Genomic DNA, 25951 nt, shown 5'->3' on the forward strand with positions numbered 1-25951 from the left:
CCATTCCCGTTATAAGGCCGTTCTGCAATCAACCCCTTGCGCAGAATGGCCTCCGTTAACCGGTCCGCCCGACCGGCTCAACGCGATATGGGATAACCGCAAATATCATCGACGCCAAGCAAAATGACACCGGATACTGCGTAGCTCATTTAAGAGAAACGCAATATCCGATATTTTTCAAAACCTTAGGCCTCGCCATCTTCGACAAAGGACTTAAGCCGCATCAGGGCAGATTCCCAACGTCCCGCCACCTGATCAAGATAGGCGCGCGCTTCGGCCAGTTGTTCCGGGCAAAAGGCATATTGGCTTTCGCGCCCGACCCGATGGTTCTGCACAAGCCCTGCCGCCTCAAGCACGCGCAGATGCTTGGTCACGGCCTGCCTGGTCATATCGGCATCATCAGACAACACCGAGATCGAGCGCGGCTTGCCATCGGCCAGACGATCAAAGATCGCCAACCGTGTGGGATCACCCAAAGCGGCAAACATGACGGAAAAATCCTTGTCAGATTTGCCATTGTCCAAATTATTTTCAGCTTTCGACATGTTTCTTGATGTTTTCAAGCTGGAAGCCCCAGCCGTTTGTATTGGCCCGCAACGCATCAGCAATGCGATGGGGTGGTAGATTATCAAATCCGGTTTCGCGCACCTTTACCGATGTCGTGCCGGACGTTTCTTCAAGCCAGAATTCGACAAGGGTTTCGGGTTCCCCACTGTAATCGACTTCGGGGTCAACCGCATAGGGGTGCCATGTGTAGGCGAAATAGGCTGGTTCCTCCATCGCCTTGATCGTTGAATTCCACGGCACATGGGTGAAACCGTCAATGGTGAACATGCCCTTGGAAACTTCGCCCACCGCAAACGGGTCTTCGATATTGATCCCGAACCAAGTGCCGAATTCCTTTGAATCGGTCAGGGCCTTCCACACGCGGGAACGGGATGCTTTGATTTCAATCGACTTCTCAATGGTATTTGACATAACGCAACCTCCTGGTTGCATTTAACCTGCCAGAAGATTTCCGATTATGCAACTAAAAAGTTGCGTATTTGATTTGAACCCAACAAACACAAACGCCCGGCTGTTACCAGCCGGGCGGTGCGTGCTCCCGTCATCCTTGGGTCAGTGCCGCGTTAATGTAACTGGCAAAGCCCGTGCAGCTATCCTTGTATCCCCATATCAGGATGCTGCGGATTGGCGGAGCCCCCCTGTCTCGATGATGAAGTTTTTCACGTCTTCAAGGCCGTCCATCGCCTTGAGATTGGTGAACAGGAACGGACGATCACCGCGCATTTTCTTGGCATCGCGGTCCATCACGCCCAGATCAGCCCCCACCAGCGGTGCCAGATCGGTCTTGTTGATCACCAGCAAATCAGATCGGGTGATGCCCGGGCCACCCTTACGCGGGATTTTGTCGCCTGCCGAAACGTCGATGACGTAAATCGTGATGTCGGCGAGTTCTGGTGAAAAGGTGGCTGACAGGTTGTCGCCGCCCGATTCAATAAAGATTGCCTCAAGCCCGGCATGCTTGGCGGCCATATCTTCGACAGCCGCCAGATTGATCGAGGCATCTTCGCGAATGGCCGTGTGCGGGCAACCACCGGTTTCAACACCGGCAATGCGGTCTGCGGCCAGTGCGCCCGAACGGGTCATGAATTCGGCGTCTTCGCGGGTGTAGATATCGTTTGTGATGGCGGCGATGTTGAACTCATCGCGCATCGCCTTGCACAGCCGTTCCAAAAGGGCGGTCTTGCCCGAACCAACCGGGCCACCAATTCCGATACGAAGGGGAGAGCTCATGATCTAAATAGCCTCGTATATTGGGTTTCGTGTTTCATCGACGTCCAGTCGACCATCGGTGCCGCGGCACCAAGATCGGAAAGTTCAGCCTGCATGGCGTGATCAACAGCAACCGATACTGCACCATCAAGCGACGACAGGGATCTGACACCATCGGTCTGCCCCAGCGGCACCAGACGCACTGCACTGGACACAAGATTTGCCGCCATCGCATGCAAATACGCGGTCAGCGCATCACGCAGCGGTACATCAAACTGGGCTGCGGCAATGCCCACCGCCACCGGATAGGATGGCAAACGATCATCTTCGCGCATGGCACTGGCCCAGCGGGTTATCATCCCATCACCCCAGACCTTTTGCATGGTCGAAACAAAGGCGCGTCCCTGTGCAGTTGCCTCCAACGCCATCTCGGACGTACCACGCCAGCAATCGGCCTCGACCCCGATGTCAAACAGGGCCGCTTCATCACCAGCGCGGGCAGCACGCCATGCGGCACAAAACAGCACCGCATCAATCCGCCCGGCTCCGAATTCCAGAACCCCTTCAACCCAGTTGATCAGGCTATCGGCCGATGTCACCCGGCCGTCTTCGACGGCATATTCCACGCCATGCGAATAGGTATAGGCACCCACCGGGAATGACGGACTTAGCCACGTCATCAACCGCATCAGGCCTGCGGGGTTAAGGGTCAGGTCATCCGTGGTCATGGGAATGCCCGTGGTGATGGCTGTGCTTGTGATCATGCCCGTGATCATGTTCATGATCGTCATGGTCGAAATGATCGTTGCCATGGCTGTGACCATGCGCGCCGCCAAGCCCGTGATAGGCGCCATTCAGCGGATCAAACGGTGCGATTTCGTTTTCCACCACACCGCCAAGGCCCGTGATCATGTCGCGCATCACATGGTCATCAATGATGCGCAGACGCCCGTCATTCAAAACCTGAACCGGGGTGTGCCGGTTGCCGATATGCCAGGCCAGTTTGGCGGTCGCAATCGGACCGGCCGCCGTAATGGTCAGAACCGGCTCCTCGGCTGCGCGGACGACAATCACCCCGCCATCGACAAGGCGCAACCGATCGCCATCCGCCAAACGCACCGCATGCGGCAGATCAAGCAAGAATGGCTCGCCCGCATCATCATGCAGACGAATGCGGCGGCGATGCCGGTCAGAAAAGGCCAGGGTCACCGTGCCGCGCACTTCTGACGTGTCGGCGCGATCAACCGGGATATGTTCAATGGCGTGACGCATGGAGTTCGCTACCACCGATCAGAACAGGAAGTAACGCTGCGCCATCGGCACAACATCAACCGGCTGACAGGTCAGAAGTTCACCATCCGCCGTCACCTGATAGGTTTCCGGATCAACTTCCATCACCGGCAACGCATCGTTCAGCTTCATGTCCTTCTTGCCGATATTACGCGTGTTCGACACGGCCAGAAGTTCCTTCGACAGGCCGAATTCGGCGGCAATACCCGCATCAATGCCCGCTTGCGATACAAACGAGAAGCTCGATTTCGCAAGCGCATTGCCATAGGCACCAAACATCGGACGGTAATGGACCGGCTGCGGCGTCGGGATCGATGCGTTCGGATCGCCCATGGCGGCGGCGGCAATCATGCCGGCCTTGATCACCATGTCGGGCTTGGTGCCAAAGAACATCGGTTTCCAAACCACAAGGTCGGCAATCTTGCCCACTTCGATGGAGCCGACATGCGCCCCAATCCCCTGCGCAATCGCCGGGTTGATGGTGTATTTCGCAACATAACGCTTGGCGCGGAAGTTATCGTTACCCTTGCCAGAATCCTCGGGCAACGCACCGCGCTGCTTTTTCATCTTGTCGGCGGTCTGCCATGTGCGGGTGATGACTTCACCAACACGGCCCATCGCCTGACTGTCTGATGAAATTATCGAAAATGCGCCAAGATCATGCAGGATATCCTCGGCCGCGATGGTTTCGCGGCGAATACGGCTTTCGGCAAATGCGACATCTTCGGGGATCTTCGGATCAAGGTGATGGCAAACCATCAACATGTCCAGATGCTCGTCAATCGTATTGACCGTGAACGGTCGGGTCGGGTTGGTCGAGCTTGGCAATACGTTGGCTTCGCCGCACAGCTTGATGATGTCTGGTGCGTGGCCACCACCGGCACCTTCGGTGTGGAAGGTGTGAATGGTCCGGCCCTTGAACGATGCACGGGTGTGCTCGACAAAGCCGCTTTCATTCAATGTATCGGTATGGATCATGACCTGTACATCAAGGTCATCGGCAACTGACAGGCAGGTATCAATCGCCGCCGGGGTCGTGCCCCAGTCTTCATGAAGCTTCAGGCCGCACGCACCTGCCTTGACCTGCTCAATCAGCGATCCGGGCAGGGTCGCATTGCCCTTGCCAAAGAAACCGATATTCATCGGAATGCCATCAGCTGCCTGCAGCATCCGGGCAATATGCCACGGACCTGGCGTACAGGTTGTGGCGTTCGTGCCCGCCGCCGGGCCGGTACCACCGCCCAGCATGCTGGTCACGCCGGAATAAAGCGCGTCTTCAACCTGCTGCGGGCAGATCCAGTGAATGTGGGCATCAATCCCGCCGGCGGTGATGATGTTGCCTTCACCGGCAATAATCTCGGTGCCCGGACCGATGATGATATCAACACCGGGTTGCACATCCGGGTTTCCGGCCTTGCCGATCCCCGCAATGCGGCCATCGCGGATGCCAATATCGGCCTTGATGATGCCGGTATAATCAAGGATCAGCGCATTGGTGATCACGGTATCAACGGCACCATCAGCACGCGTTGCCTGTGACTGGCCCATGCCATCACGGATCACCTTGCCGCCACCGAATTTGACTTCCTCGCCAAGGGTTGTGAAGTCTTTTTCAACCTCGATGATCAGGTCGGTGTCGGCCAGTCGCACCTTGTCGCCAACAGTCGGGCCAAACATTGCCGCATAGGACGGACGATCAATTTCATAAGCCATTTATTCCATCCCCCCGCTTAAAGCTTGCCGTTGATTTTGGCGTTAAAGCCATAGACCGTGCCGGTACCGGCATATTTCACCAGATTGACTTCGCGCGACTGGCCCGGCTCGAAACGAACTGCGGTACCCGCCGGGATATCAAGGCGAAAGCCACGGGCGGCTTCACGATCAAAATCAAGGCCCGGATTGGTTTCGTAGAAATGATAGTGCGACCCCACCTGCACCGGGCGGTCCCCGGTATTGGCAACGGTGATGGTTTTGGTTTCACGCCCCTCGTTCAGGATGAGGCTGCCTTCCTTGGTAATGATTTCACCTGGAATCATATCAGTAGCCCCCTTAGCGAATTGGTTCATGAACGGTCACAAGCTTCGTCCCGTCGGGGAAGGTCGCTTCTACCTGAATTTCGTGGATCATTTCGGCAATGCCATCCATTACCTGATCGCGCGTGATCACGGTCGCCCCGTCGCGCATCAGATCGGCAACAGATTTGCCATCGCGCGCGCCTTCAACGACATAGTCGGTGATGATCGCGATCGCTTCGGGGTAATTAAGCTTCACCCCCCGTGCAAGGCGATTGCGCGCCACCATGGCGGCGACCGAGACCAGCAGTTTGTCCTTTTCGCGTGGCGTCAGATTCATGCCTGCCTACTCCTTGGCTTCATTTTTTTAAATTTCCCACAAACGCGGCAAGCGTGCGGGAAGCCCCCTTGTTTGATGGCGGAATGTTTTCCACCACGCGCCATACACCCGGCGCAGTTTCATCGGATCGCGCGCCATGAAACGGGCAATCACAATTCCCTTCATCGCGGTCGCGGCACACAACACATCGCGCGCCTCAAGCCCCTCAGATGCCTGCGCCAGACAATCCCGCGCAGCCTCCAAATGATCTTCCGCGCCCTGCCCGACCAGAATGGCGGTCGCATTGGCACGCGCGCCATCAAAGGCCGCTTCGTGATCAAGCATGCGCAACACATCACCTTCCAGATGCAGCGCATCGCGCCAGATCGGGCGACCCTCAATCGAAACATCCCACGCATCACGTGCCAGGCCCGTGGTAAACACCTCGCCGCGCGCAAGGCGGCCAAACACCATCATCTCGCCGGCCATCACCATGCCGCTGCCAGATGCACGCACGGTGGTTTTGCGTTTCAGCCGGGCCTGATCAAACAGGATGCTTTCATGGGGCAACCATTCAAGCCAGCCACCATCGGCGACATCCAGATCAACCGACATTTCGCAATCCGGTCCGACCGACCGGTAAATCTTTTCTGCCGCCTGCGCGGTAAACAGCGCCGATGCGCCTTCTTCGACCTTGCCGGCAAAGGCAAGCTTATCACCGCCAACCATGCCACCCGATGTGGTGACCAGAACAGCCGTCGCCAGATCCCCCGCAACCGGGCGCGGGAACAGGATTTTCATCGGGTCACGGTAATAAAGATGATCAAGGGCTGCATGCCCGCCCTGATGCGCTGCACCCGTGCCCTGACGAAACTTCACCTCGGCCCGGCCATCGGTGATGATGCGGGCGGGCGTTACTGGCGTTTCCATCTCCGCATTCGGAATTGCGGATGTTGTCGGTTCAAGTTTGCGAAGCTGCACAAAGTCACCTGATTAATGCGGCCCACTGACAGGACCTTAATACCAAGGGTCCTAACAGCAAGATGCGGGCCAACCGCCACCCCCCTGCCGATACAGTGAGTTTGGCGGTATTTGGCCCGATTGACAGCATCAAGTTTGCGCAAAATTTTGGCAAATGCCGATCAAACAGTCAGATAGGCACGGACTTTTTCACGATCGAGCGTTTCCTTCGCGCCCGACAAAACAACCTCGCCACGTTCAAGCACGACAATCTCGTCGGCCAGTTCATGGGCGAATTCAAAGTACTGCTCCACCAGCAGGATTGCCATATCACCGCGGTCGGCCAGCTGTTTGATAACGCGCTGAATGTCCTTGATGATGGATGGCTGAATGCCTTCGGTCGGTTCATCCAGCACCAGCAACCGTGGACGGGTGACAAGCGCCCGCCCAATTGCAAGCTGCTGTTGCTGCCCACCCGAAAGGTCGCCACCACGACGGCCCAGCATGTCACGCAGCACCGGGAACAGTTCGAAAATCTCGTCCGGGATATGGCGCAGGGCACGTGGCAAGGCGGCAAAGCCGGTCTCAAGATTTTCCTTCACCGTCAGAAGCGGGAAAATCTCGCGCCCCTGCGGGACAATCGCGATCCCATTGGCCGAGCGACGATAAGACGGATCGCGCGAGATATCCTTGCCTTCCCATTTGATGTTGCCTTCCGTTATCGGGTGCTGACCAACCACGGCCCGCATCAGCGATGTTTTGCCAACCCCGTTACGGCCCAGAACCGCGGTCACCTTGCCGGTTTCAGCACTCAGCGACACCTTGCGCAACGCATGGGACGCGCCATAGAACAGATCAATATTGCTGACATCAAGCATGTTCAACTCCCCTAGCGGCCCAGATAGACTTCAATGACCCGCGGGTCTTTCTGCACGTGATCAAGGCGCCCTTCGGCCAGAACCGATCCTTCGTGAAGCACGGTCACCTTACAATCGAGGTCACGGACGAATTCCATGTCATGTTCAACCACCACGACCGAATATTCCTTGGAAATCGACCGTAAAAGTTTCGCCGTTTCCTCAGTCTCGGAATCGGTCATCCCGGCAACCGGCTCATCGACCAGAAGAAGTTCGGGTTCCTGCATCAACAGCATGCCGATTTCCAGCCACTGTTTCTGCCCGTGCGAAAGATTGGCGGCCATCTCATCACGCTTGTCTTCCAGCATTATGGTGACCAGCGTCTTTTCGATCTTGATCTTTTCCGCATCAGAAAGGCGATGGAACAGGGCCTGAAACACCCCTCGCCCGCCCGAACACGCCAAAAGCAGGTTGTCGAACACCGTATGGCTTTCAAACACTGTCGGCTTCTGGAACTTGCGGCCAATGCCCAGATTGGCAATCTCGGCCTCGTCCAGCTTGGTCAGGTCGATCTCGCTTTTAAACAGGACATCACCGGTATCAGGTCGGGTTTTGCCGGTGATGATATCCATCATGGTTGTCTTGCCCGCCCCGTTCGGGCCGATGATGGCGCGAAGTTCGCCCGGCTCGACATAAAATGACAGGTTGTTGAGTGCGCGGAACCCGTCAAAGGTCACCGACACACCATCGACATAAAGAATGGTTTCCGACCGCGCGGATTTGACCTGTTCCTCGTCCGAGGCATTCTTTTGAATGGCGGCTGCTTCGCTCATGCCTTGCCTCCCTCATTTGCGCGGCGTTTACGCCAGGTCGTGAACAATGATTGCCGATCTGTCGATCCGAATGCCGGGATGGCACCGATCACACCTTTTGGCAGGAACAAGGTCACCGCAATGAACAGCCCACCCAGGAAGAACAGCCAGAAGTCCGGCATCGCCCCGGTAAAGAAGGTCTTGGCATAGTTGACGATAAACGCGCCAAGCACCGCCCCATAAAGCGTGCCACGCCCGCCAACCGCAACCCAGATGACGATTTCAATTGAAAGGGCCGGGGCGAATTCGCCCGGGTTGATGATCCCGACTTGCGGCACATAAAGTGCGCCAGCGATGCCCGCCATCACCGCCGAAACGGTAAAGACAAACAGCTTGTAATATTCAACCCGGTAGCCTGTAAAACGCACGCGACTTTCGGCATCGCGAATGGCAATCAGAACCTTGCCCAGACGCGACTGGGTAATGCCACGCGCCACCGTATAGCAGATGCCAAGAAACACACAGGACGCGACAAATAAACCAGCCCGCGTGCCATCCGATTGCAACGAGTAGCCGAGCAAATCCTTGAAATCGGTCAGACCGTTATTGCCACCAAAGCCCATATCGTTGCGGAAGAAGGCCAGCAACAACGCATAGGTCATGGCCTGCGTGATGATCGAAAGATACACTCCCGTCACCCGCGACCGGAAGGCAAGGAAACCAAACACAAAGGCCAGAAGCCCCGGCACAAACATCGCCATAACGATGGCAAACCAGAACATGTCAAAGCCATACCAGTACCATGGCAATTCCTGCCAGTTCAGGAAGACCATGAAGTCCGGCAGGATCGGATCACCATAAACACCGCGATCGCCGATCTGACGCATCAGATACATGCCCATGGCATACCCGCCGAGCGCAAAGAACGCCCCGTGGCCAAGCGACAAAATCCCGCAGAAACCCCAGATCAGATCGACACTGAGTGCCAGCAGCGCATAGCAAAGATACTTGCCCAGCAGGCTGACCATCCAGGTCGGCACATGGAAGGCGGAGCTTTCGGGCAACAAAAGGTTACTTGCCGGCACCAGAATGGCGGCCGCAATCAGGATACCCAAAAGGATCATCCCGCCGCGGTCTTTCAACAGCCAGCCAATAACCGGTGTCATTTGATACTTTTGACGATAATCGGTCATGGATCAGGCCTCCACCGCGCGACCTTTAAGGGCAAACAGCCCCTTGGGTCGTTTCTGGATAAACAGGATCAGCGCAATCAGGACAAAGATCTTGGCCAGAACCGCACCTGCCATCGGCTCAAGGAACTTGTTGACGATACCAAGGCTGAATGCGCCCAGCACCGTGCCCCAAAGGTTCCCGACCCCGCCAAACACGACAACCATGAAACTGTCGATAATGTAAGTCTGACCAAGGTTCGGGCTGACATTTGAAATCTGGCTGAGCGCCACACCGGCAATGCCTGCAATCCCCGATCCCAGACCAAAGGTAAGCGCATCGACATAGCCGGTGCGAATACCAACCGATCCGGCCATCCGCCGGTTCTGGGTAACGGCGCGCATCTGCAAACCAAACGCGGTATAACGCAGCACGGCTGCAATACCCGCGACCACGATGATGCTAAACAAGATGATCCACAGCCGGTTATAGGTCAGCACCAGACCGGTCGAAAATTCAATCGCGCCACTCATGAAATCAGGTGCGGTGACCTGCTGGTTGGTTGCACCGAAAATCGTTCGAATTGCCTGCTGCAAGACAAGGCTGACACCCCATGTCGCAAGCAGCGTTTCAAGTGGCCGACCATAGAGGAAACGGATCACGGATCGTTCGATCACAACCCCGACCGCACCGGCGACCAAAAAGGCGGCTGGCACTGAAATCACCAATGACCATGCCGACCCGGATGGCAGAATGGACCCAAGCGCCTGCTGCACCATAAAGGTGGTATAGGCACCGATCATGATCATTTCGCCATGCGCCATGTTGATCACGCCCATCACACCAAAGGTGATGGCAAGACCGACCGCCGCAAGAAGCAAAACCGACCCCAGACTGATACCGCGATAGACATCCCCGATCGTCTGCCAGGTCGACAGACGACCTTCGACGGATGCAAGCGCATCCTCTGCGGCCGCAACAACTTCTGGCTCGTAACCTTCTGCCTCGGCACTGGCGACAAATTGCGACAGCACCGCACGGATTTGCGGCGTGGTTTCGCTGGCCAGAACATCAATCGCGCTTAGGCGTTCTTCGGTGGTGTCACCGGCCGCCAGCGCCATGGTGGCCTGCGCCAGTTCCATGCGTGCCAGAAGCGTTTCATCCTCTTCGCGATCAATCGCGCGCAGAAGCAACGGCAGCATCGCCGGATCGCGGGCATCCATGATCTGCTCGACCGCAGCACTTCGGATATTGAGATCCGGGCTAAACAGGTTCAGCGTCGCCAACGCATCGCGCAGCGCACCCCGCAAACGGTTGTTGATCTTGATCTTGGAGAGTTCCTTGGATGAACTTTCACCAACTTCTTCGCCGCTGACGATGTCGATATGTGTAAAGACCTTGCCCTTTTTGGTGGCGATGACGACATGCTCGTCGCTGTCGCGAACATAAAGGTCACCATCAAGCATGGCTTTGAGGATCGGGGCGACACGCGGATCACCGTCCGCTGCCATTTCTTCGATCACCGCGACCTTCTTGGTTGCACTTTTATCATTTAACTGTTCGGCGATGTTTCGCAGTTCTTCGTCGCTAAATGCCTGTGCGCTATTGGGTGTTGCGATCACAAGCAGGGCCAGACACGCGATCATGGCACCCAGTCGAAGGGCGACGTCACGCGTTTTGGCCAATGAGAACGGAGAACGGCGCAGCACTGAAAACATGTCATTGCGCATGATCACCAAACCTTTGAATTCAATATGGAAAATTGGATAAAGAAAACGCGGACAGCAGGCAGGTGCTGATTGCGTTGAAAATGAACAGGCCGGTCGCGTTGCCACGACCGGCCCATCCGAAACCAATTAGTACATCGGTTTTTCACAGTTGCCGCAGACCCACGGATAGGTCCAGTCGGCGGTCAGCTTTGCGCTTTCCGGCAGGAAGTCCGACCATGCATCGCCAACGACGGTGCCTTCGGTTTCCCAAACGATGTCAAACTGGCCATCATCCTGCACTTCGCCGATCAGAACCGGCTTGGACAGGTGGTGGTTGGTGTTCATCACAGCGGTACCGCCGGTCAGGTTTGCAACTTCCTGGCCATACATTGCCTGACGAACCGCATCAACATCGGTGGTGCCAGCCTGCTCAACAGCCTGTTTCCACATGTTAAAGCCGATATAGGTTGCTTCCATCGGGTCGTTGGTTACGCGCGACTCATCACCGATGAAGGCGTGCCATTTTTCGATGAAGGCCGTGTTGGCATCAGACTCAACCGACTGGAAGTAGTTCCAGGCAGCAAGGTGACCAACCAGCGGCGCTGTATCGATACCAGCCAGTTCTTCTTCACCAACCGAGAAGGCAACAACCGGAATGTCTTCGGCTTTGATGCCCTGGTTTGCCAGTTCCTTGTAGAACGGAACGTTCGCGTCACCGTTAATGGTCGAAACCACGGCGGTTTTCTTGCCAGCAGATGCGAATGCTTTCACGTCAGCAACGATCGACTGCCAGTCAGAATGACCGAACGGGGTGTAGTTCTCCATGATGTCTTCATCGGAGATACCCTTGCCGTTCAGGTAAGAACGCAGGATCTTGTTGGTGGTACGCGGATAAACATAGTCGGTACCCAGAAGAACGATACGCTCGGCAGAGCCACCATCTTCGCTCATCAGGTAATCAACAGCCGGAATGGCCTGCTGGTTCGGAGCTGCACCGGTATAGAACACGTTGCGCGAGCTTTCCTCACCTTCGTACTGAACCGGATAGAACAGCATGCTGTTGAGTTCTTCGAAGACCGGCAGAACCGATTTACGCGAAACCGACGTCCAGCAACCGAACACAACAGCAACCTGTTCCTGTTCGATCAGTTCGCGTGCTTTTTCAGCAAACAGCGGCCAGTCAGAAGCCGGGTCAACAACAACGGCTTCGACTTGTTTGCCAAGCAGACCACCGTTCTTGTTCAGGTCATCAACCAGCATCAGAACAGTGTCCTTCAGCGTGGTTTCGGAAATCGCCATCGTCCCGGAAAGAGAGTGCAGCACACCAACTTTGATGGTTTCTGCTGCTTGTGCGGCTGACATTGCCATTGCAGACACTGCCATGGCCCCGGCGCCAATGAGCGCCTGAAGCTTCTTATTCATTTATAGCCTCCACTGAGTTTTTATTGCACCGCCGTTGCACTTGCTAAAACCGTGCCAGACTCAGAGGCCATATCGAATAAAATCGCGAATCGAGGGATTCTCACGCAATAAGAAACCATTTTACAGCTATTTCGGGGAAAATATTTGCGTAAGCCGTGTTTTGAATGACTATTTTTCAATCATTGATTACATTTTGATTAATTTTTGATCATGTTGACGTCAGGGTTTTCACAGCCTATCTGGAGCGCGGAAGTTTCGCCTGCGCTGAGCTTATTGCACCACAATCTGCCCTGTGTCGGCCAGCTTCCCGCCCCGTCGGGAGACCGGCGGGGCGTTTTGATTTCTGGCTGTATTTGTCCGGGATTACTCGGCCGCCTGCAATTCGCGGTCCGGCGCGATCGCGTTAATTGCTGCGCGAATTTGATCACGCAACCAGATCAGACCAACATCCTTGTCTGTCCAAACAGCCCAGTTCATCGTCACCGGCGGGAACGCCACATCAATCGGCATCGGGCAATAAGACAACCCGAATAACGGCGCATACTGGTTGGCAATGCGACACGGCACAGTGGCAATCACGGCACTGTTTCGGGCCGCTGCCAGAAGCGGCATGAAATCAGGTGCCGCCAGAACAACATCAAGTTCGATGCCCATCCCCTGAAGCGCGACGCCAACACACCCGGCGACATTCTCGGTCTGGGACAGAACCGCATGCCGCGATGCCAGATATTGCGCACGCGACATCGGCAGCGGCAAATCCAGAATATCTGGATTAAAACAACAGGCGACTTCCGAGTTGAACAGAACCTCGCCGAAATGGCCTGTGTTGAGTTGGCTTTTGCAGCCAATCGCAAGATCGATCTCGCCGCCATTGATCATTCCATCAACCGTTTCAGATGTAATGGTACGGCTCAAAATCTTGATACCCGGTGCCTGCTGCTGCAAATGCTGCATCAGAACCGGCAACAAAATCATGTCCATTTCACCGGTCACGCCCAACCGGAAAACACGTTGGGCGGATTGCGGATCAAAAGAATCCGTCGCATGAAGGGCGTTTTGTGCCTGCGAAAGGGCGGTGCGCACCGGCCCGGCCAACGCACGGGCTTTTGCTGTCGGCTGCATTTTCTGACCGACACGCACAAACAGATCATCGGCCAGCAACATGCGCAAGGTATTGAGATTGTGGCTCATTGCCGACTGCCCGATGCGCAGTTTCTCGGCCGCCTTGGTCACGCTCATTTCCTGCATCATGGCGTCAAACGCAATCATCAGGTTGAGGTCAAATGACCGTAAATTGAAATGATCAATATTATCCATGACTGGTATCGATTTGATTACTGACTGATCGCACTATAGCCTTTCCCCATCAGCTTACAACCCGCCGGTGCACACCGGCATGATTTGAGGGAAAAGAAAAATGCTATCACGTCGTGATTTGCTCAAAAGCACGCTTGCCGCCGGTGCCGTTGGCGCGATTGGCAGCACCGTCTTTGTGCCACTGGCCGCAAAGGCAAAGGCACCGCTGGTCGGCACTCAGGCACCGGGCTATTACCGTGTCATGGTCGGCGATGTCGAAGTCACCGCCCTTTCTGATGGCGCGGCCCAGTTCCCGATCGCCGATCTTTACGTGAACACCACGCCCGAACAGGCACGCCTGGCCCTTGCCAATGCGTTTCAGGGAACCCCAACCTATCTTTCGGTTAATGCCTATTTGCTGAATTTCGGGGATCGTCTTGTGTTGCTCGATGCGGGCACCAGCGATCTGATGGGACCGGCACTTGGCAAACTTCCGGCCAACATGATTGCCTCGGGCTATCACCCTGATCAGGTCGATGATGTCGTGATTACCCACATTCATCCCGACCATACCGGTGGCCTGACACTGGCTGGCAACAAGGTCTTTGCCAATGCCACGGTGCATGTTCCCGAGGCGGATGCCGCGTTCTGGCTGAGTGCCGAAAACAAGGCGACCGCGCCTGAAGACGCCAAGGCGTTCTTTGATCAGGCGGTCGCGGCCCTGACCCCCTATATCGATAGCGGCAAGCTTGCCAAATACGCACCCGATGCCCCGGCGATCGAAGGCATGGTCAACACCACTTTCCGCCCCGGCCACACGCCGGGCCACAGCGCGCTTTGGATCGAAAGCAAAGGCGAGAAGTTTGTTTATTGGGGCGACATTACCCATGGCGACGTCGTGCAGTTTGATGATCCGAAAATTGCCATCGCCTTTGACGGCGACACCGACATGGCAATCAAATCACGCGAAGCGGCCTTTGCCGAAGCAGTACAGGAAAAGTACCTGGTTGCCGGTTGCCACGTCGCCTTCCCGGGATTTGGTCATGTGCGCGAAGATGCCACGATGTATGACTGGGTGCCGATGAACTATCGCGCTGACGTTTAGGTTGGAATTGATCCCCCATCCCCGCCGACCTTAAAGCAATCCGTCAACGCAAAAGAGCGGTCGTGGTGTACGACCGCTCTTTCCTTTGGATCTTGTCCCTGTCTGCTTATTCCGGCATGCCGGCCCGGATCCACTGACCAAGCTGCGCACGCTCTTCGTCGGTCATTTCCGTCATATTGCCAAGCGGCATGGCCCGACCAATAACCGCCTGTGCCAGAACACGCTGCGCATTGGCTTCGATCTGGGCCAGATCATCAAACATCACGCCTGCCGGGGCTTCGTCAAAGCCCTCGTCACTCGGGTTGGCCGAATGGCAGGTCGAACAACGGGTCTGAACGATGGCCAAGGCATGGTTGGCGGTAATCACGTCTTCATCGGCACGCTTGACCGCGTTCGGATCATAAGATGCAAACATCGCAAGGATCGCCATACCGACCGCAGCCGACGGAAGCTGCCATGCAATCGCCTTGCCGGTGCCGCCAGCATTGCGCGTGTTAAAGAAGTGGCGCACCAACCCGCCGATGATCAGGATCAGACCGACAATCAGCCAGGACTGATCATGGGAAAACAGCATCGAATAGTGATTGCTGATCATCATCAGCAACACCGGAAGCGTCAGGTAGTTGTTATGCGTTGAACGCTGCTTGGCCTGGAGACCCAGTTTCGGATCGGGCTTTTCCCCGGCCATCAGGCTGGCGACGACCTTTTTCTGGTTGGGAATGATGATGCGAAACACATTGGCGGCCATGATCGTACCAATCATCGCACCGACATGGATAAACGCACCGCGCCCGCTGAACACATGGGTAAACAGATAGCTCGCCGCCATGATCAGGATGAACAGCGCGACCGCCAGCGTATCGGTGCGTTTGCCAATCGCGCTTTTGCAGATGATGTCATAGATCACCCAACCGGCAAACAGGCTGCCAAGCCCAATCAGGATCGCATCCATCTTGGTCAGCGCCAGAACGCTTGGGTCGATCAGATAGCTTTCGGCACTCCAGTAATACATGGTGACCAAAAGCGCAAAGCCGGTAATCCAGGTGAAATAGGCCTCGTATTTGAACCAGTGCAGTTCGGGCGGCATGGAACTGGGTGCTACCATCCATTTGTTCACATGATAGAACCCGCCACCATGAACCATCCAGGCTTCGCCATAGACACCTTCATCCATGTCCGGGCGCTTGCGCAAACTCAGGTCAAGCCAGACGAAATAGAACGAAGACCCGATCCAGGCGATGCCCGTAATCAAATGCGCCCAGCGCAGGATCAGATTGATCCAGTCCTGAAACAGAATATCCACGGTGCTTGAAACCTCCGTCTCGCCTGTGCGCGGTTTCCGGCGCGCTGGCAGCCCTGCCTTGATGATGCCCCGGGACGCATGAATGGCTCTGATGGCAGCATTTTGCCCGGGTTTAATTCAGTCGATCTGTAACACAGTCCCCCGACCGCCTCTATTATTTAGGGGTTGAGCATAATCGAAATGACTTTCAAAATAATCTTTAAAATGGCAGAGTGTGGCCGCTAATCTGCACATATAATGACTTAAAACGCCCACCAGAAATCAAGAAACAGCCCTCAGACATCAGGAGCTTCCCGCGCCATGTCCGACTTTGAGGACATCCAGATTTTTGTCCGTGTTGCCGAACTTGGCAACCTTTCTGCTGCCGGGCGCGAATTGCGCCATTCGGCGGCTGTGGTGTCAAACCGGATTGCCCGCCTTGAAGAACGGCTTGGGGTGCGTTTGCTAAACCGCACAACGCGCCGGGTCAACCTGACGACCGAGGGGGATGTTTATTACCGGCACTGCCTGCGCATTCTTTCGGAAATGCAGGAAGCCGAAAACGCCATCGCCAATCAGAAAAACACCACCCGCGGCCCGGTCACGCTGACCTGCCCGGTGGCATTCGGCAACAAGTTTGTCGCCCCGATCATTCCGAAATTCGTTGAACAGAACCCGGATGTGCAAATCCGCCTGCATCTGTCTGATCGGTTGCTGGATCTGTTGCAAGACAAGGTCGATCTTGCCATCCGCATTGCCGAGCTTAAGGAAAGCTCGCTGATTGTCCGCAAGCTGGCCACCAACAAACGCATGCTGGTCGCAAGCCCGGATTATCTCAAAAAGAACGGCGCACCCAAAGTTCCGGCAGACCTTTTGAACCACAATTGCCTGCTGCTGCGCTTCCCGGGATCACAGCAATATCAATGGACCCTGCAAGGACCAAATGATGAACCACCGGTAACCCTGGCCGTCGCTGGTTCGATGGATTCCGATAACAGCGAAGTGTTGACCCGCTGGTGCCTTGACGGGCATGGCATTTCGCTGAAATCCAATTGGGAAGTCGACGAATATCTGCGCGACGGACGCCTTCAACGCGTCCTGCCCGATTACCAGCCACCGTCACATGCGGTCTATACGCTCTATCCGGAAAACCGTTATCTGCCGACGCGGGTCCGCGCCTTTGTCGATTTTCTCGTCTCGGAATTTGGCGGAACACCGCCCTGGGAACGTTAAACAAAAAACGCCCCGGCATCTGCTCGGAGCGTTTTTTGTGTTCGATTTAGACCGGTCTAATTTTTGGCAAGCGCCAGATACCCGCTCAGAACCGCAGCAACGTTTTGCCCAATCACATCATGGGCATAACCACCTTCCATGGTGAACATGGTTTTAAGCCCCATACGCCCGATCATCTGCCCGATCCGGTTGAAATCATCGGTCTGGAGTTTGAAGTCGCAAATCGGTTCGGCTTCGTGCGCATCAACACCAAGAGCCACCACCAGCGCATCGGCCTGCCAGGTCAGAAGTTTCTGCATCGCCTTGGCAAAGCCAGCCCCCCAACCCGCGAAATCCGTACCCGCCGGCAGCGGAATATTCAGGTTGGCACCCTGCCCGTCATTGCGCCCGGTTTCATTGGCATAGCCCATGAAGAACGGGAACTGATGGGTTGGATCGGCATGGATTGAAATCGTCAGAACATCGCCACGCTCATAGAAAATGTCCTGCGCACCGTTGCCGTGGTGGTAGTCGATATCAAGGATGGCGACCTTTTTCGCCCCCTTGGAAATCATGTGCTGGGCTGCGATGGCGGCATTGTTCAAGAAGCAATATCCACCATAACGGTTGGCATGGGCATGATGCCCCGGCGGACGGGTCAGGGCAAAGGAAGCTTCGCCTTCGCTCCAGGTTGCCTCGGCTGCCGATATGACGGTTTGCGCCCCCCAATAGGCCGCCTTCCAGGTGCCTTGGGTGATCGGTGTATCAGATGAAATGGCATACTGCCCCAGACGCGCACTGATATGTTCGGGCCTGCCGCCTGAAAAACCGCCCGTCGGCCAGACATAGGGGAAGGCGTCACCGCTTTTCCCTGCCTTGGTCCATTCGCTCCAGGCGTTTTCCAGAAAATCAATATAGTCCGGCTCATGGATCGCGCGGATCGGGCCGATGCCGTGATCGGTCGGATCGACCAGCTGCGCCTTGATCGCGTGCGCTACGGCATCACGAATGATCGGAATACGCCGGGCATTCTCGAAACATGGCACCATGCGTCCGTGATGCATTTCGCCTGCCCCGTCATGGGCATCGTGGCGCGAATTGAAGAAAACCCGCATGGCACCGCTCTCCTGACTGAAAATCCTGACCGGGTACCATCATGACGCCCGACGCATCCTGTTGCACGCAGAAAGCGGCTATTTCTTGGCGGTATAAAGCAGCTTTTCGATGGTATCGAGGAACACACCCAACTGATTGCGCAGGCTTTCCGACTGATCGGCAAGACGACTGGCCATGTCGCGTGTGGTATCGGCAGCCTCCCCGGTACGCCCGGCCATATCGGAAACCACGGTGATATTGTCGGTGACTTCCTGTGCGCCGCTTGATGCCTGTTCGACATTGCGCGTGATGTTGGTCGACAAGTTCGCCTGAGTTTCGACATTGCCCGAAATCGTGTCCGAACGTGCCGCAAGATCATCGATCACACCTGCAATTTCGCGGATCGAGCCGACCGATTGTTCAATCGCGGTCTGAATGTCCTGAACCTTTTCCTCGATGCTTTCGGTTGCCTTGCTGGTCTGGTTGGCAAGTCCCTTGACCTCGTTGGCAACCACGGCAAAGCCCTTGCCGGCTTCACCGGCGCGCGCAGCCTCGATCGTCGCATTTAGCGCAAGCAAGTTGGTCTGAGCCGCGATGTCGCGGATAAAGCTGACCACTTCAACGATCTCGCCAGCAGCCGCTTCCAGCTGTCCGATACGACCATCGGTTTCCTGGGCAAGGCCGTTGGCACGATTGGCGATCTCAACCGATTCACGTGCCTGTTCGGACACATTGCGGATTGCCTCGTTCAGCTCTTCGGATGCGGCCGAAAGTTCGCTGACATTGGCCGCCGTCTGGCGGGCTGCCGCGGCAACGTTGGTTGAACGTGAACTGGTTTCATGGGCGATGGAATTGGCGTCGCCGGATGCCTCGGAAAGGGCGGATGCGGCATTGGCAATGTCATCAACCGCGGCAAAGGAACCGCTTTTGAATTCACCAAGAATGTCGGCAAACCCGGAAAGTTTCTGTTCAATCGAGGCACTTGCGGCATTAATCCGCTTGGCCGAAGACAGGTAATCCCCGACCAGCCCGGTTTCGACGATGCGCCGGTAATAACGGTTTTCGGAAACCGCCCCCATGGATGCCGCACTTTCGCGCAGGAACGCATCGTTGCGGTCAATCAGCCGGTTGATCGCAATAAACAGTTCGCGCATGTCAGGATGACTGTCGACATTGGTAATACGGGCTTCGTAATCACCATCGGCTGCGGCCAGGACCACGTCCAGTGCCTTTTTGATACCTGATTTTGAACTACCAAACAGCGACATTAGAACCTCAAACCTTGTGTTTCCGGGAACCGCTTTGCGATCCTCTAGAGACTTTGAATAAACTCGTCGTACGACATGCCCATATCAGAAAGCTTCTGTGACAAGGCCTCGGATGCGGCTTTCATGCCATCCTTGCGGTTGGGCAGGCTTTCCTCGATTTTGCGAAGTTCCGCATAGAGAGGAATGATCGTTTCGCTCAAAACCTTTGGATCGGGCACCCGGCGATTGGAATGATATCCAACCACCTTGTGATTGGCGTCAAAGGACGGCGTCACGTGGGCATAGACCCAATAATGATCCCCGTTTCTGGCCATATTCACGACATAGGCAAAAATCTCGTGACCGGATGAAATCCGGTCCCACATAAGCTTGAAAACGCTGCGCGGCATATCCGGATGTCGGATCAGCGCATGCGGCTTCCCCAAAACCTCACCTTCCGAATAATCAGAAAGGCGCAAAAACACCTCATTGGCGTAGGTAATATGCCCTTTGAGATCCGTCTTGCTGACGATCAACTCGTCCGGTTTGAAATGACGTTCCCGCCCGGACGGCTGAATGCCTGAAGGCTTGTCGCTCACCTTTTAAACCCCGATATTTTGTTTTTATTTCCATACGCACCTGCAATTGTAAGCTGCAGGCAGGATGCATTAATCGATTATCATGTAAAAATGATCGTGCGAAGCCAAATATTGGGTTTCCGCACGCTTCTTTCTCAGTAGCTAACAGACTAATCTGGAATTATTATTGGATAAAGTATTATCAGGATGATGAATATTCAACCTCTGCTTGTTATCATCCAAATTGCGCAGACCGACCTTTTGTAAACCGATGAGTTGCAGAAGCCTTGTGCAAAGAATTGCGATCACAAAGGTTGCGCCGGACATGAATTAATCACCTTTGCAGGTATTTCATGTATCATCGTTGCAAACGGGAACCGTCAGGGACACACCGATGTCGAAAGATCTTCGGAATTTTCCATATCGTGTCGTTATTCACGAGAAACATTCCGCCCAAGCTGTGCTGGACTGGCTCGACATCAATGTCATGAGCAAGAACTGGACGATGGGCATTCGGAATATCGAACTCCCGCGCGGCGACCAGAATGCCCCGATTGTCGATATGGTGATCTATTTCAATCGCCGCGAAGATATGGAACGCTTCCGCGACAAGTGGGCCGGTAAAACCCGCGAACACAAGGTCAAGCTGCATGGCTGGCGCGCAGCACTCTATGCCCTGCGGCATCCAAAAACCGAGATGATCGCTTATGAAAAGTCAGACGAACCAAGTCGGCCCAATCCCAAGAAGCCATCCTGACAAACCGTCATAAGAAAAGCCCCGCGCAAGCTAATGCACGGGGCTTCGTCATTTAACCGATCCGGATGGATCGGAAATCCGACTTATTTCGGCAGTTCGGCATCAATGCCTTTGATGTACCAGTCCATGCCAAGAAGCATTTCGTCGGTTGCATCTTCGCCTTCTTTAATGCGCAGTTCGCCCGCCTGATCATAGATCGGACCGGCAAACGGATGGATTTCACCCGAAGCAATTTTGGCTTCGGTTTCTTCGGCCAGTGCTTTCACGTCGTCAGGCATGTTGGTGTAGGGTGCCAACTCAACCATGCCGCTGTCGATACCACCCCAGGTGTCCTGGGATTCCCAAGTACCGTCCATAACTGCTTTGGCACGCGATACATAGTATTTGTCCCAGTTATCAACAATCGCGGTCAGCTGTGCCTTCGGAGCGAACTTGATCATGTCAGACGCCTGACCGAAACCAAGCACGCCACGGTTTTCAGCAACCTGAAGCGGTGCCGGGCTGTCGGTGTGCTGAACCATAATGTCTGCACCCTGGTCAATCAGGGCCTTGGCAGCATCGCCTTCCTTGCCCGGATCATACCAGGTGTTGGCCCAAACAACCTTGACCTGAACGTCCGGGTTGACCGACCACGCACCAAGCATAAAGGAGTTGATGCCACGGACAACTTCCGGGATCGGGAAGGAGCCGACATAACCAACGATGTTCGACTTGGTCATTTTACCGGCGATCACACCAGCAACATAACGGCCTTCATAGAAACGTGCGGCATAGGTGGACAGGTTGTCAGCACGCTTGTAACCGGTTGCATGTTCGAATTTGACATTCGGGAACTGCTTGGCAACTTTTTCGGTCGGGTTCATGAAACCGAACGAGGTGGTGAAGATCAGGTTGTGGCCGGTCTGGGCCATCTGACGGATCACGCGTTCAGCATCGGCACCTTCCGGCACGCTTTCGACATAGCTGGTCGATGCGGCATCGCCGAGTTCAGCTTCGATGGCCTGACGGCCAATGTCGTGACGGTAAGACCAGCCATGGTCACCAATCGGGCCGACATAGATAAAACCGGCCTTAACGTCTTCGGCCTGGGCTGCACCCATGCCGGTTGCGAGGGCACCAACAGCCGCAACGGCGGCAAGTGTGCGCTTCACGAGGCTTGCATTCATAGTTTCAGTCTCCCTGTTAGACACTCAATCAGGATTTATACGTAATTCCTGATCGCAATCAATGACGCGTTCCTGCACAAACCAAATCTCAGACAAACCGGCCAAGCCCTGCCCGGCTTGTGTGAGGTTTGGCAAGTACAGTCTTCCTCCCGTCGTCGGGCCGAAACATCATTTAACGTGTTCCGGTCCCGCAGTTAAGGCCACCAAAACCCTATTGGGCGGCCCTGAACGCCTGACCGATACAGGCCGGCGCATTCAGTCTGATTTTCGCACGGTCGCTTGAAATAATCACCAGCACGATCACAGTCGCCAGATACGGCAACATCGACATGAACTGGCTTGGCACATGAATGCCAGCCCCCTGCGCATGCAACTGCATTACAGAAATCAGGCCAAACATATAGGCCCCGGCAACCAGACGCCCCGGACGCCAGGTGGCAAACACCACCAGCGCCAGCGCGATCCAGCCACGACCGGCTGTCATGTTTTCCGCCCACATCGGCGTGTATGAAAGCGACAGATACGCGCCACCAAGGCCCGCCATCGCGCCGCCAAACATGGTGGCAAGATAGCGAATCTTGATCACCGAATAGCCAATCGCATGCGCCGAATGATGGGAATCCCCAACAGCCTTAAGAATGAGACCCGCACGCGATTTAGACAGGAACCACGCGATGCCAATCACAGCCGCGATTGACAGATAAACCAGAAAATCCTGCCCAAACAGGATCGGGCCGATGATCGGAATGGCACTGATGCCCGGGATCGAAAGGGCTGGCAGCGGATCAATCGCAAAGCCGACAAATCCAGATCCGACAAGTGCTGAAAAACCAACCCCGAAGATCGTAAGCGCAAGACCCGTCGCCACCTGATTGGCCATCAGCGTCAGGGTCAAAAATGCAAAGATCAGCGACATCAATGTGCCCGCCGCAACCGCAGCCAGAATACCAAGAGAAGCCGATCCGCTTGATGCCGTCACCGCAAAACCGGCAATCGCCCCAACCAGCATCATGCCTTCAACACCAAGGTTAAGCACACCGGATTTCTCGGTAATCAGTTCACCCGATGCCGCCAGCAAAAGCGGCGTGGAGGCGGTGATCACGGTCAAGATAAAGGGAACAATCCATTCCATTATGCGGTTCTCCCTTTTGCCGCGATGGAGCCGAAACGAATGCGGTATTTGGTCAAAACATCACTGGCCAGCAGGAAGAACAACAAGATCCCCTGGAAAAGCCCGGTCACAGCATTGGGCAGGCCGAGTGTAATTTGCGCCAGTTCGCCACCAAGATAGGTCAGGGCCATGATCAAACCGCCAAACAGAATGCCAACCGGATGCAAACGCCCAAGGAAGGCCACGATAATCGCGGTAAAGCCATAGCCCGGCGAGATCGATGGCTGAAGCTGCCCGATGGGGCCTGACACCTCAAACAAACCGGCCAGACCGGCCAGCGCACCGCCCAGAAGAAGGGTAAACCAGACCATGCGTTTTTGACGGAACCCGACATGGCGGGCGGCCTGCGGGGCCTTGCCGACAACACGTAGCTGGAACCCGATCACCGATTTTGACAGCAACAACCAACCGGCAATCACGACGAACACGGCAACGGCCGTACCAAGATGCACACGCGATCCTTCAAAAATGATCGGAAGCAAACCGGCATCCGGGAACGGACGGGATTCCGGGAAGTTGAAGCCTTCCGGGTTACGCCAAGGACCATGCACCAGGAAGCTTAGAAACAGCGTTGCAACATAGGTCAGCATCAGGCTGGTCAGAATTTCATTGGCGTTAAAGCGCGTGCGCAGCAATGCCGGGATCGCCCCCCAAAACGCACCGCCCAGCGCGCCCAGCACAAACATGGCCGGCAGCAAAAGCACGCTTTCGCTGTCATGGAAATAAAGTGCCAGCCCCCCGCCGAAAATCGCCCCCATGGTCAACTGGCCTTCAGCCCCGATGTTCCAGACATTGGCCCGGAACCCCATGGCAAGACCGACCGCAATGATGACAAGCGGGGTCGCCTTCACAAACAGCTCGGAGATGCCATAGCTGTTATTGATCGGCAGAATGAAGAACGTATAAAGCGCGTCAAACGGGTTCTTGCCCATAAAGGCAAAGATGATCCCGCCGACGACAAGCGTCATAAGGATTGCCAGAACCGGCGACAGATAAACCATCGCCTGTGAATGCTGGCGACGGGGTTCAAGCCTGACCAACGCGACCTCCCTCTACTTGCGTGTTGTTCGCCGGGGTCGCGTTGCCTTCAAGATCATGAAGCCCCCCCATCAACAGACCAATTTCCTCGATGCTGACATCGGCCATCGGACGCGGTTTGGACATTTTGCCCTCCGCCATCACAACCACCGAGTCACAGATGGCATAAATCTCGTCCAGGTCCTGCGAAATCACCAGAACGGCCGTGCCCTTGGCCGCCAGATCCAGCAATGCCTGATGAATGGCACTGGCCGCCCCGGCATCAACGCCCCAGGTCGGCTGGGAAATCACCAGAACACCCGGGTCCTGCAAAATCTCGCGCCCGACGATAAATTTCTGAAGGTTACCGCCCGAAAGCGATCCGGCCTCTGCCCCCGAACCGGTGGTACGCACATCAAAAGTCTTGATGATGTTATCGGCAAACGACTTGGTCGGGACTTCGCGGATCAACCCACGGGCCGAAAGCGCCATCCGCCGGAATGCGGTCAAAAACCCGTTTTCCGACAGGCTCATGTCCGGTACAGCACCATGTCCGTTGCGTTCTTCGGGAACAAACGTCGCGCCCAGACGACGGCGGCGGCGCGGGCCGAAATGCGCAACCGACTTGCCATCGATCTTGATACTGTCCGGGGCCGCTTGCTGTTCGGTTTCACCGGCAAGGGCACGGAACAGTTCGTTCTGACCGTTCCCGGCAACCCCGGCAACGCCCATGATTTCACCACCGCGGACCTCAAGATTAATGCCCTTAAGGTCGGTGCCAAACTGTTCATCGCTTTCAAGCGACAGATTGGAAACCGCAAGCCGCACATCGCCAAATTCGCGGGATTTACCCCGATCCGGCGCGGTCAGTTTCTGGCCGATCATCATTTCGGCCATCGATTTTGCGGTTTCTTCGCGCGGGTCACAACCGCCAACAACCTTGCCACCGCGCAGCACAGTCGCCTTCTGGCACAGGGCCTTCACTTCATGCAGTTTGTGGCTGATATAAAGGATCGCACAGCCTTCATCGGCCAAACGACGCAGCGTCTCAAACAGCTTTTCGACTTCTTGCGGTGTCAGGACCGAGGTCGGCTCGTCCAGGATCAGAAGTTTCGGGTTCTGCAACAGACAACGCACAATCTCGATGCGCTGACGCTCCCCAACCGACAGCGTGTAAACATGACGATCCGGATCAAGCGGCAGGCCATAGGTTTTTTCGACCTCAAGCACCTGCTTGCGCAGCGCATCCATATCGCGCACGTCATTCATCGCCAGCGCAATGTTTTCAAGAACCGTCATGGTTTCAAACAGCGAGAAATGCTGGAACACCAGACCGATCCCCATTTCGCGCGCATCATGCGGGCTTGCGATCGTGACCGGCTTGCCTTCCCAGATCAGCTCACCCTCATCGGCCTGCAGCACGCCATAGATGATTTTGACAAGCGTACTTTTGCCAGCACCGTTTTCCCCCAACAGCGCATGGATTTCACCAGGCTCGATACGGAAACTGATATCGTCATTGGCCAGACAGCCCGGAAAGGCCTTGGTCACGCCGCGCACTTCCAATTGCGCAGGCCCACCAGCCCCCTTCACGGTATTTGCCCCGGCTTCACCGGTCGTTGACGTCACTGTTGCCACCCCCATTTAGCGATATGTCTTGCATCCAGCACGCGGTTTTACCGCATAACGCATTGCAGT

At 55.6% G+C, this 25951-nt stretch carries 26 protein-coding genes; 3 read left to right on the forward strand and 23 right to left on the reverse strand.

Translation table 11 applies throughout. The annotated features are described in order from the left end of the window. Window positions 1-185: 185 nt before the first annotated feature. The 15 genes from TH4_RS03665 to TH4_RS03735 form a co-directional block, all read right to left on the reverse strand. Window positions 186-488 (reverse strand): ArsR/SmtB family transcription factor, encoded by a 303-nt coding sequence (locus TH4_RS03665; RefSeq protein ID WP_245227718.1) that lies wholly within the window; start codon window positions 486-488, stop codon window positions 186-188. Window positions 489-531: 43 nt separating this feature from the next. Then, window positions 532-978 (reverse strand): SRPBCC family protein, encoded by a 447-nt coding sequence (locus TH4_RS03670; RefSeq protein ID WP_064779929.1) that lies wholly within the window; start codon window positions 976-978, stop codon window positions 532-534. 198 nt (window positions 979-1176) lie between these two features. After that, window positions 1177-1797, reverse strand: coding sequence for an urease accessory protein UreG (gene ureG / locus TH4_RS03675; protein WP_008888415.1), 621 nt, complete (start codon window positions 1795-1797; stop codon window positions 1177-1179). Next, on the reverse strand, window positions 1794-2588 hold the full coding sequence (locus TH4_RS03680; protein ID WP_342418094.1) for an urease accessory protein UreF: 795 nt from the start codon (window positions 2586-2588) through the stop codon (window positions 1794-1796). Before TH4_RS03680 ends, ureG begins: the two co-directional genes overlap by 4 nt. Then, entirely contained in the window at window positions 2491-3048 is a 558-nt protein-coding gene (locus tag TH4_RS03685) for an urease accessory protein UreE (protein WP_064779931.1), read from the reverse strand. The genes TH4_RS03680 and TH4_RS03685 overlap by 98 nt, the downstream gene beginning before the upstream one ends. An 18-nt stretch (window positions 3049-3066) precedes the next feature. Continuing rightward, window positions 3067-4779, reverse strand: a complete 1713-nt coding sequence (ureC, locus tag TH4_RS03690) for an urease subunit alpha (protein ID WP_008888418.1) — start codon at window positions 4777-4779, stop codon at window positions 3067-3069. A 17-nt stretch (window positions 4780-4796) separates the two neighbouring features. Further along, entirely contained in the window at window positions 4797-5102 is a 306-nt protein-coding gene (locus TH4_RS03695; protein WP_008888419.1) for an urease subunit beta, read from the reverse strand. Between the two features lie 13 nt (window positions 5103-5115). Beyond that, window positions 5116-5418 (reverse strand): urease subunit gamma, encoded by a 303-nt coding sequence (locus tag TH4_RS03700; protein WP_044829632.1) that lies wholly within the window; start codon window positions 5416-5418, stop codon window positions 5116-5118. A gap of 27 nt (window positions 5419-5445) precedes the next feature. Further along, window positions 5446-6378 (reverse strand): urease accessory protein UreD, encoded by a 933-nt coding sequence (locus tag TH4_RS03705; protein ID WP_064779932.1) that lies wholly within the window; start codon window positions 6376-6378, stop codon window positions 5446-5448. A gap of 161 nt (window positions 6379-6539) precedes the next feature. Then, window positions 6540-7235 (reverse strand): urea ABC transporter ATP-binding subunit UrtE, encoded by a 696-nt coding sequence (gene urtE / locus TH4_RS03710; RefSeq protein WP_008888422.1) that lies wholly within the window; start codon window positions 7233-7235, stop codon window positions 6540-6542. 11 nt (window positions 7236-7246) lie between these two features. Further along, window positions 7247-8047, reverse strand: coding sequence for an urea ABC transporter ATP-binding protein UrtD (gene urtD, locus TH4_RS03715; protein ID WP_063086766.1), 801 nt, complete (start codon window positions 8045-8047; stop codon window positions 7247-7249). Beyond that, window positions 8044-9219: an urea ABC transporter permease subunit UrtC gene (urtC, locus tag TH4_RS03720; protein WP_064779933.1), complete on the reverse strand. Its 1176-nt coding sequence runs from the start codon at window positions 9217-9219 to the stop codon at window positions 8044-8046. Before urtC ends, urtD begins: the two co-directional genes overlap by 4 nt. Window positions 9220-9222: 3 nt before the next feature. Then, window positions 9223-10926 carry an urea ABC transporter permease subunit UrtB gene (urtB, locus tag TH4_RS03725; RefSeq protein WP_245227719.1) on the reverse strand — a complete coding sequence of 568 codons (1704 nt, stop codon included), beginning with the start codon at window positions 10924-10926 and terminating at the stop codon, window positions 9223-9225. Window positions 10927-11052: 126 nt separating this feature from the next. Beyond that, complete coding sequence (gene urtA / locus TH4_RS03730; protein ID WP_008888426.1) at window positions 11053-12327, reverse strand: urea ABC transporter substrate-binding protein; 1275 nt, start codon at window positions 12325-12327, stop codon at window positions 11053-11055. A 363-nt stretch (window positions 12328-12690) separates the two neighbouring features. Continuing rightward, window positions 12691-13644: a LysR family transcriptional regulator gene (locus TH4_RS03735; protein WP_064779934.1), complete on the reverse strand. Its 954-nt coding sequence runs from the start codon at window positions 13642-13644 to the stop codon at window positions 12691-12693. Between the two features lie 100 nt (window positions 13645-13744). On the opposite strand from TH4_RS03735, the gene TH4_RS03740 reads away from it, so the two are divergent. After that, window positions 13745-14728 (forward strand): MBL fold metallo-hydrolase, encoded by a 984-nt coding sequence (locus TH4_RS03740; RefSeq protein ID WP_064779935.1) that lies wholly within the window; start codon window positions 13745-13747, stop codon window positions 14726-14728. Between the two features lie 106 nt (window positions 14729-14834). On the opposite strand, the gene TH4_RS03745 is transcribed toward TH4_RS03740, so the two are convergent. Beyond that, on the reverse strand, window positions 14835-16031 hold the full coding sequence (locus TH4_RS03745) for a urate hydroxylase PuuD (protein WP_064779936.1): 1197 nt from the start codon (window positions 16029-16031) through the stop codon (window positions 14835-14837). A 300-nt stretch (window positions 16032-16331) separates the two neighbouring features. Here TH4_RS03745 and TH4_RS03750 point away from each other — a divergent pair, with 300 nt between their 5' ends. Then, window positions 16332-17243: a LysR family transcriptional regulator gene (locus tag TH4_RS03750; protein ID WP_064779937.1), complete on the forward strand. Its 912-nt coding sequence runs from the start codon at window positions 16332-16334 to the stop codon at window positions 17241-17243. Between the two features lie 56 nt (window positions 17244-17299). Here TH4_RS03750 and TH4_RS03755 read toward each other — a convergent pair whose 3' ends face one another. The 3 genes from TH4_RS03755 to TH4_RS03765 form a co-directional block, all read right to left on the reverse strand. Next, the gene (locus TH4_RS03755; RefSeq protein WP_064779938.1) at window positions 17300-18337 is read right to left on the reverse strand and encodes a histone deacetylase family protein; all 1038 of its coding nucleotides are present in this window, start codon (window positions 18335-18337) and stop codon (window positions 17300-17302) included. Window positions 18338-18415: 78 nt separating this feature from the next. Further along, entirely contained in the window at window positions 18416-19585 is a 1170-nt protein-coding gene (locus tag TH4_RS03760) for a methyl-accepting chemotaxis protein (RefSeq protein WP_064779939.1), read from the reverse strand. A gap of 44 nt (window positions 19586-19629) precedes the next feature. After that, window positions 19630-20163: a PAS domain-containing protein gene (locus TH4_RS03765; protein WP_064779940.1), complete on the reverse strand. Its 534-nt coding sequence runs from the start codon at window positions 20161-20163 to the stop codon at window positions 19630-19632. A 373-nt stretch (window positions 20164-20536) separates the two neighbouring features. Between TH4_RS03765 and TH4_RS03770 the strand changes: the two genes are divergently transcribed. Continuing rightward, window positions 20537-20899, forward strand: a complete 363-nt coding sequence (locus TH4_RS03770) for a hypothetical protein (protein WP_064779941.1) — start codon at window positions 20537-20539, stop codon at window positions 20897-20899. An 83-nt stretch (window positions 20900-20982) separates the two neighbouring features. Here the strand turns inward: TH4_RS03770 and TH4_RS03775 are convergent, their stop codons facing one another. From TH4_RS03775 to TH4_RS03790, 4 genes are all read right to left on the reverse strand, one after another. Next, window positions 20983-22065 (reverse strand): BMP family ABC transporter substrate-binding protein, encoded by a 1083-nt coding sequence (locus TH4_RS03775; RefSeq protein WP_209272098.1) that lies wholly within the window; start codon window positions 22063-22065, stop codon window positions 20983-20985. A 211-nt stretch (window positions 22066-22276) separates the two neighbouring features. Then, window positions 22277-23197: an ABC transporter permease gene (locus TH4_RS03780; protein WP_064779942.1), complete on the reverse strand. Its 921-nt coding sequence runs from the start codon at window positions 23195-23197 to the stop codon at window positions 22277-22279. After that, a complete protein-coding gene (locus TH4_RS03785; RefSeq protein ID WP_120224104.1) occupies window positions 23197-24276 on the reverse strand; it encodes an ABC transporter permease in 1080 nt (359 codons plus the stop codon). Before TH4_RS03785 ends, TH4_RS03780 begins: the two co-directional genes overlap by 1 nt. Continuing rightward, window positions 24263-25897, reverse strand: a complete 1635-nt coding sequence (locus tag TH4_RS03790) for an ABC transporter ATP-binding protein (protein WP_064779943.1) — start codon at window positions 25895-25897, stop codon at window positions 24263-24265. The genes TH4_RS03785 and TH4_RS03790 overlap by 14 nt, the downstream gene beginning before the upstream one ends. Window positions 25898-25951: the final 54 nt, after the last annotated feature.

This window comes from Thalassospira tepidiphila MCCC 1A03514, assembly GCF_001662875.1.
Taxonomy (GTDB): Bacteria; Pseudomonadota; Alphaproteobacteria; order Rhodospirillales; family Thalassospiraceae; genus Thalassospira; species Thalassospira tepidiphila.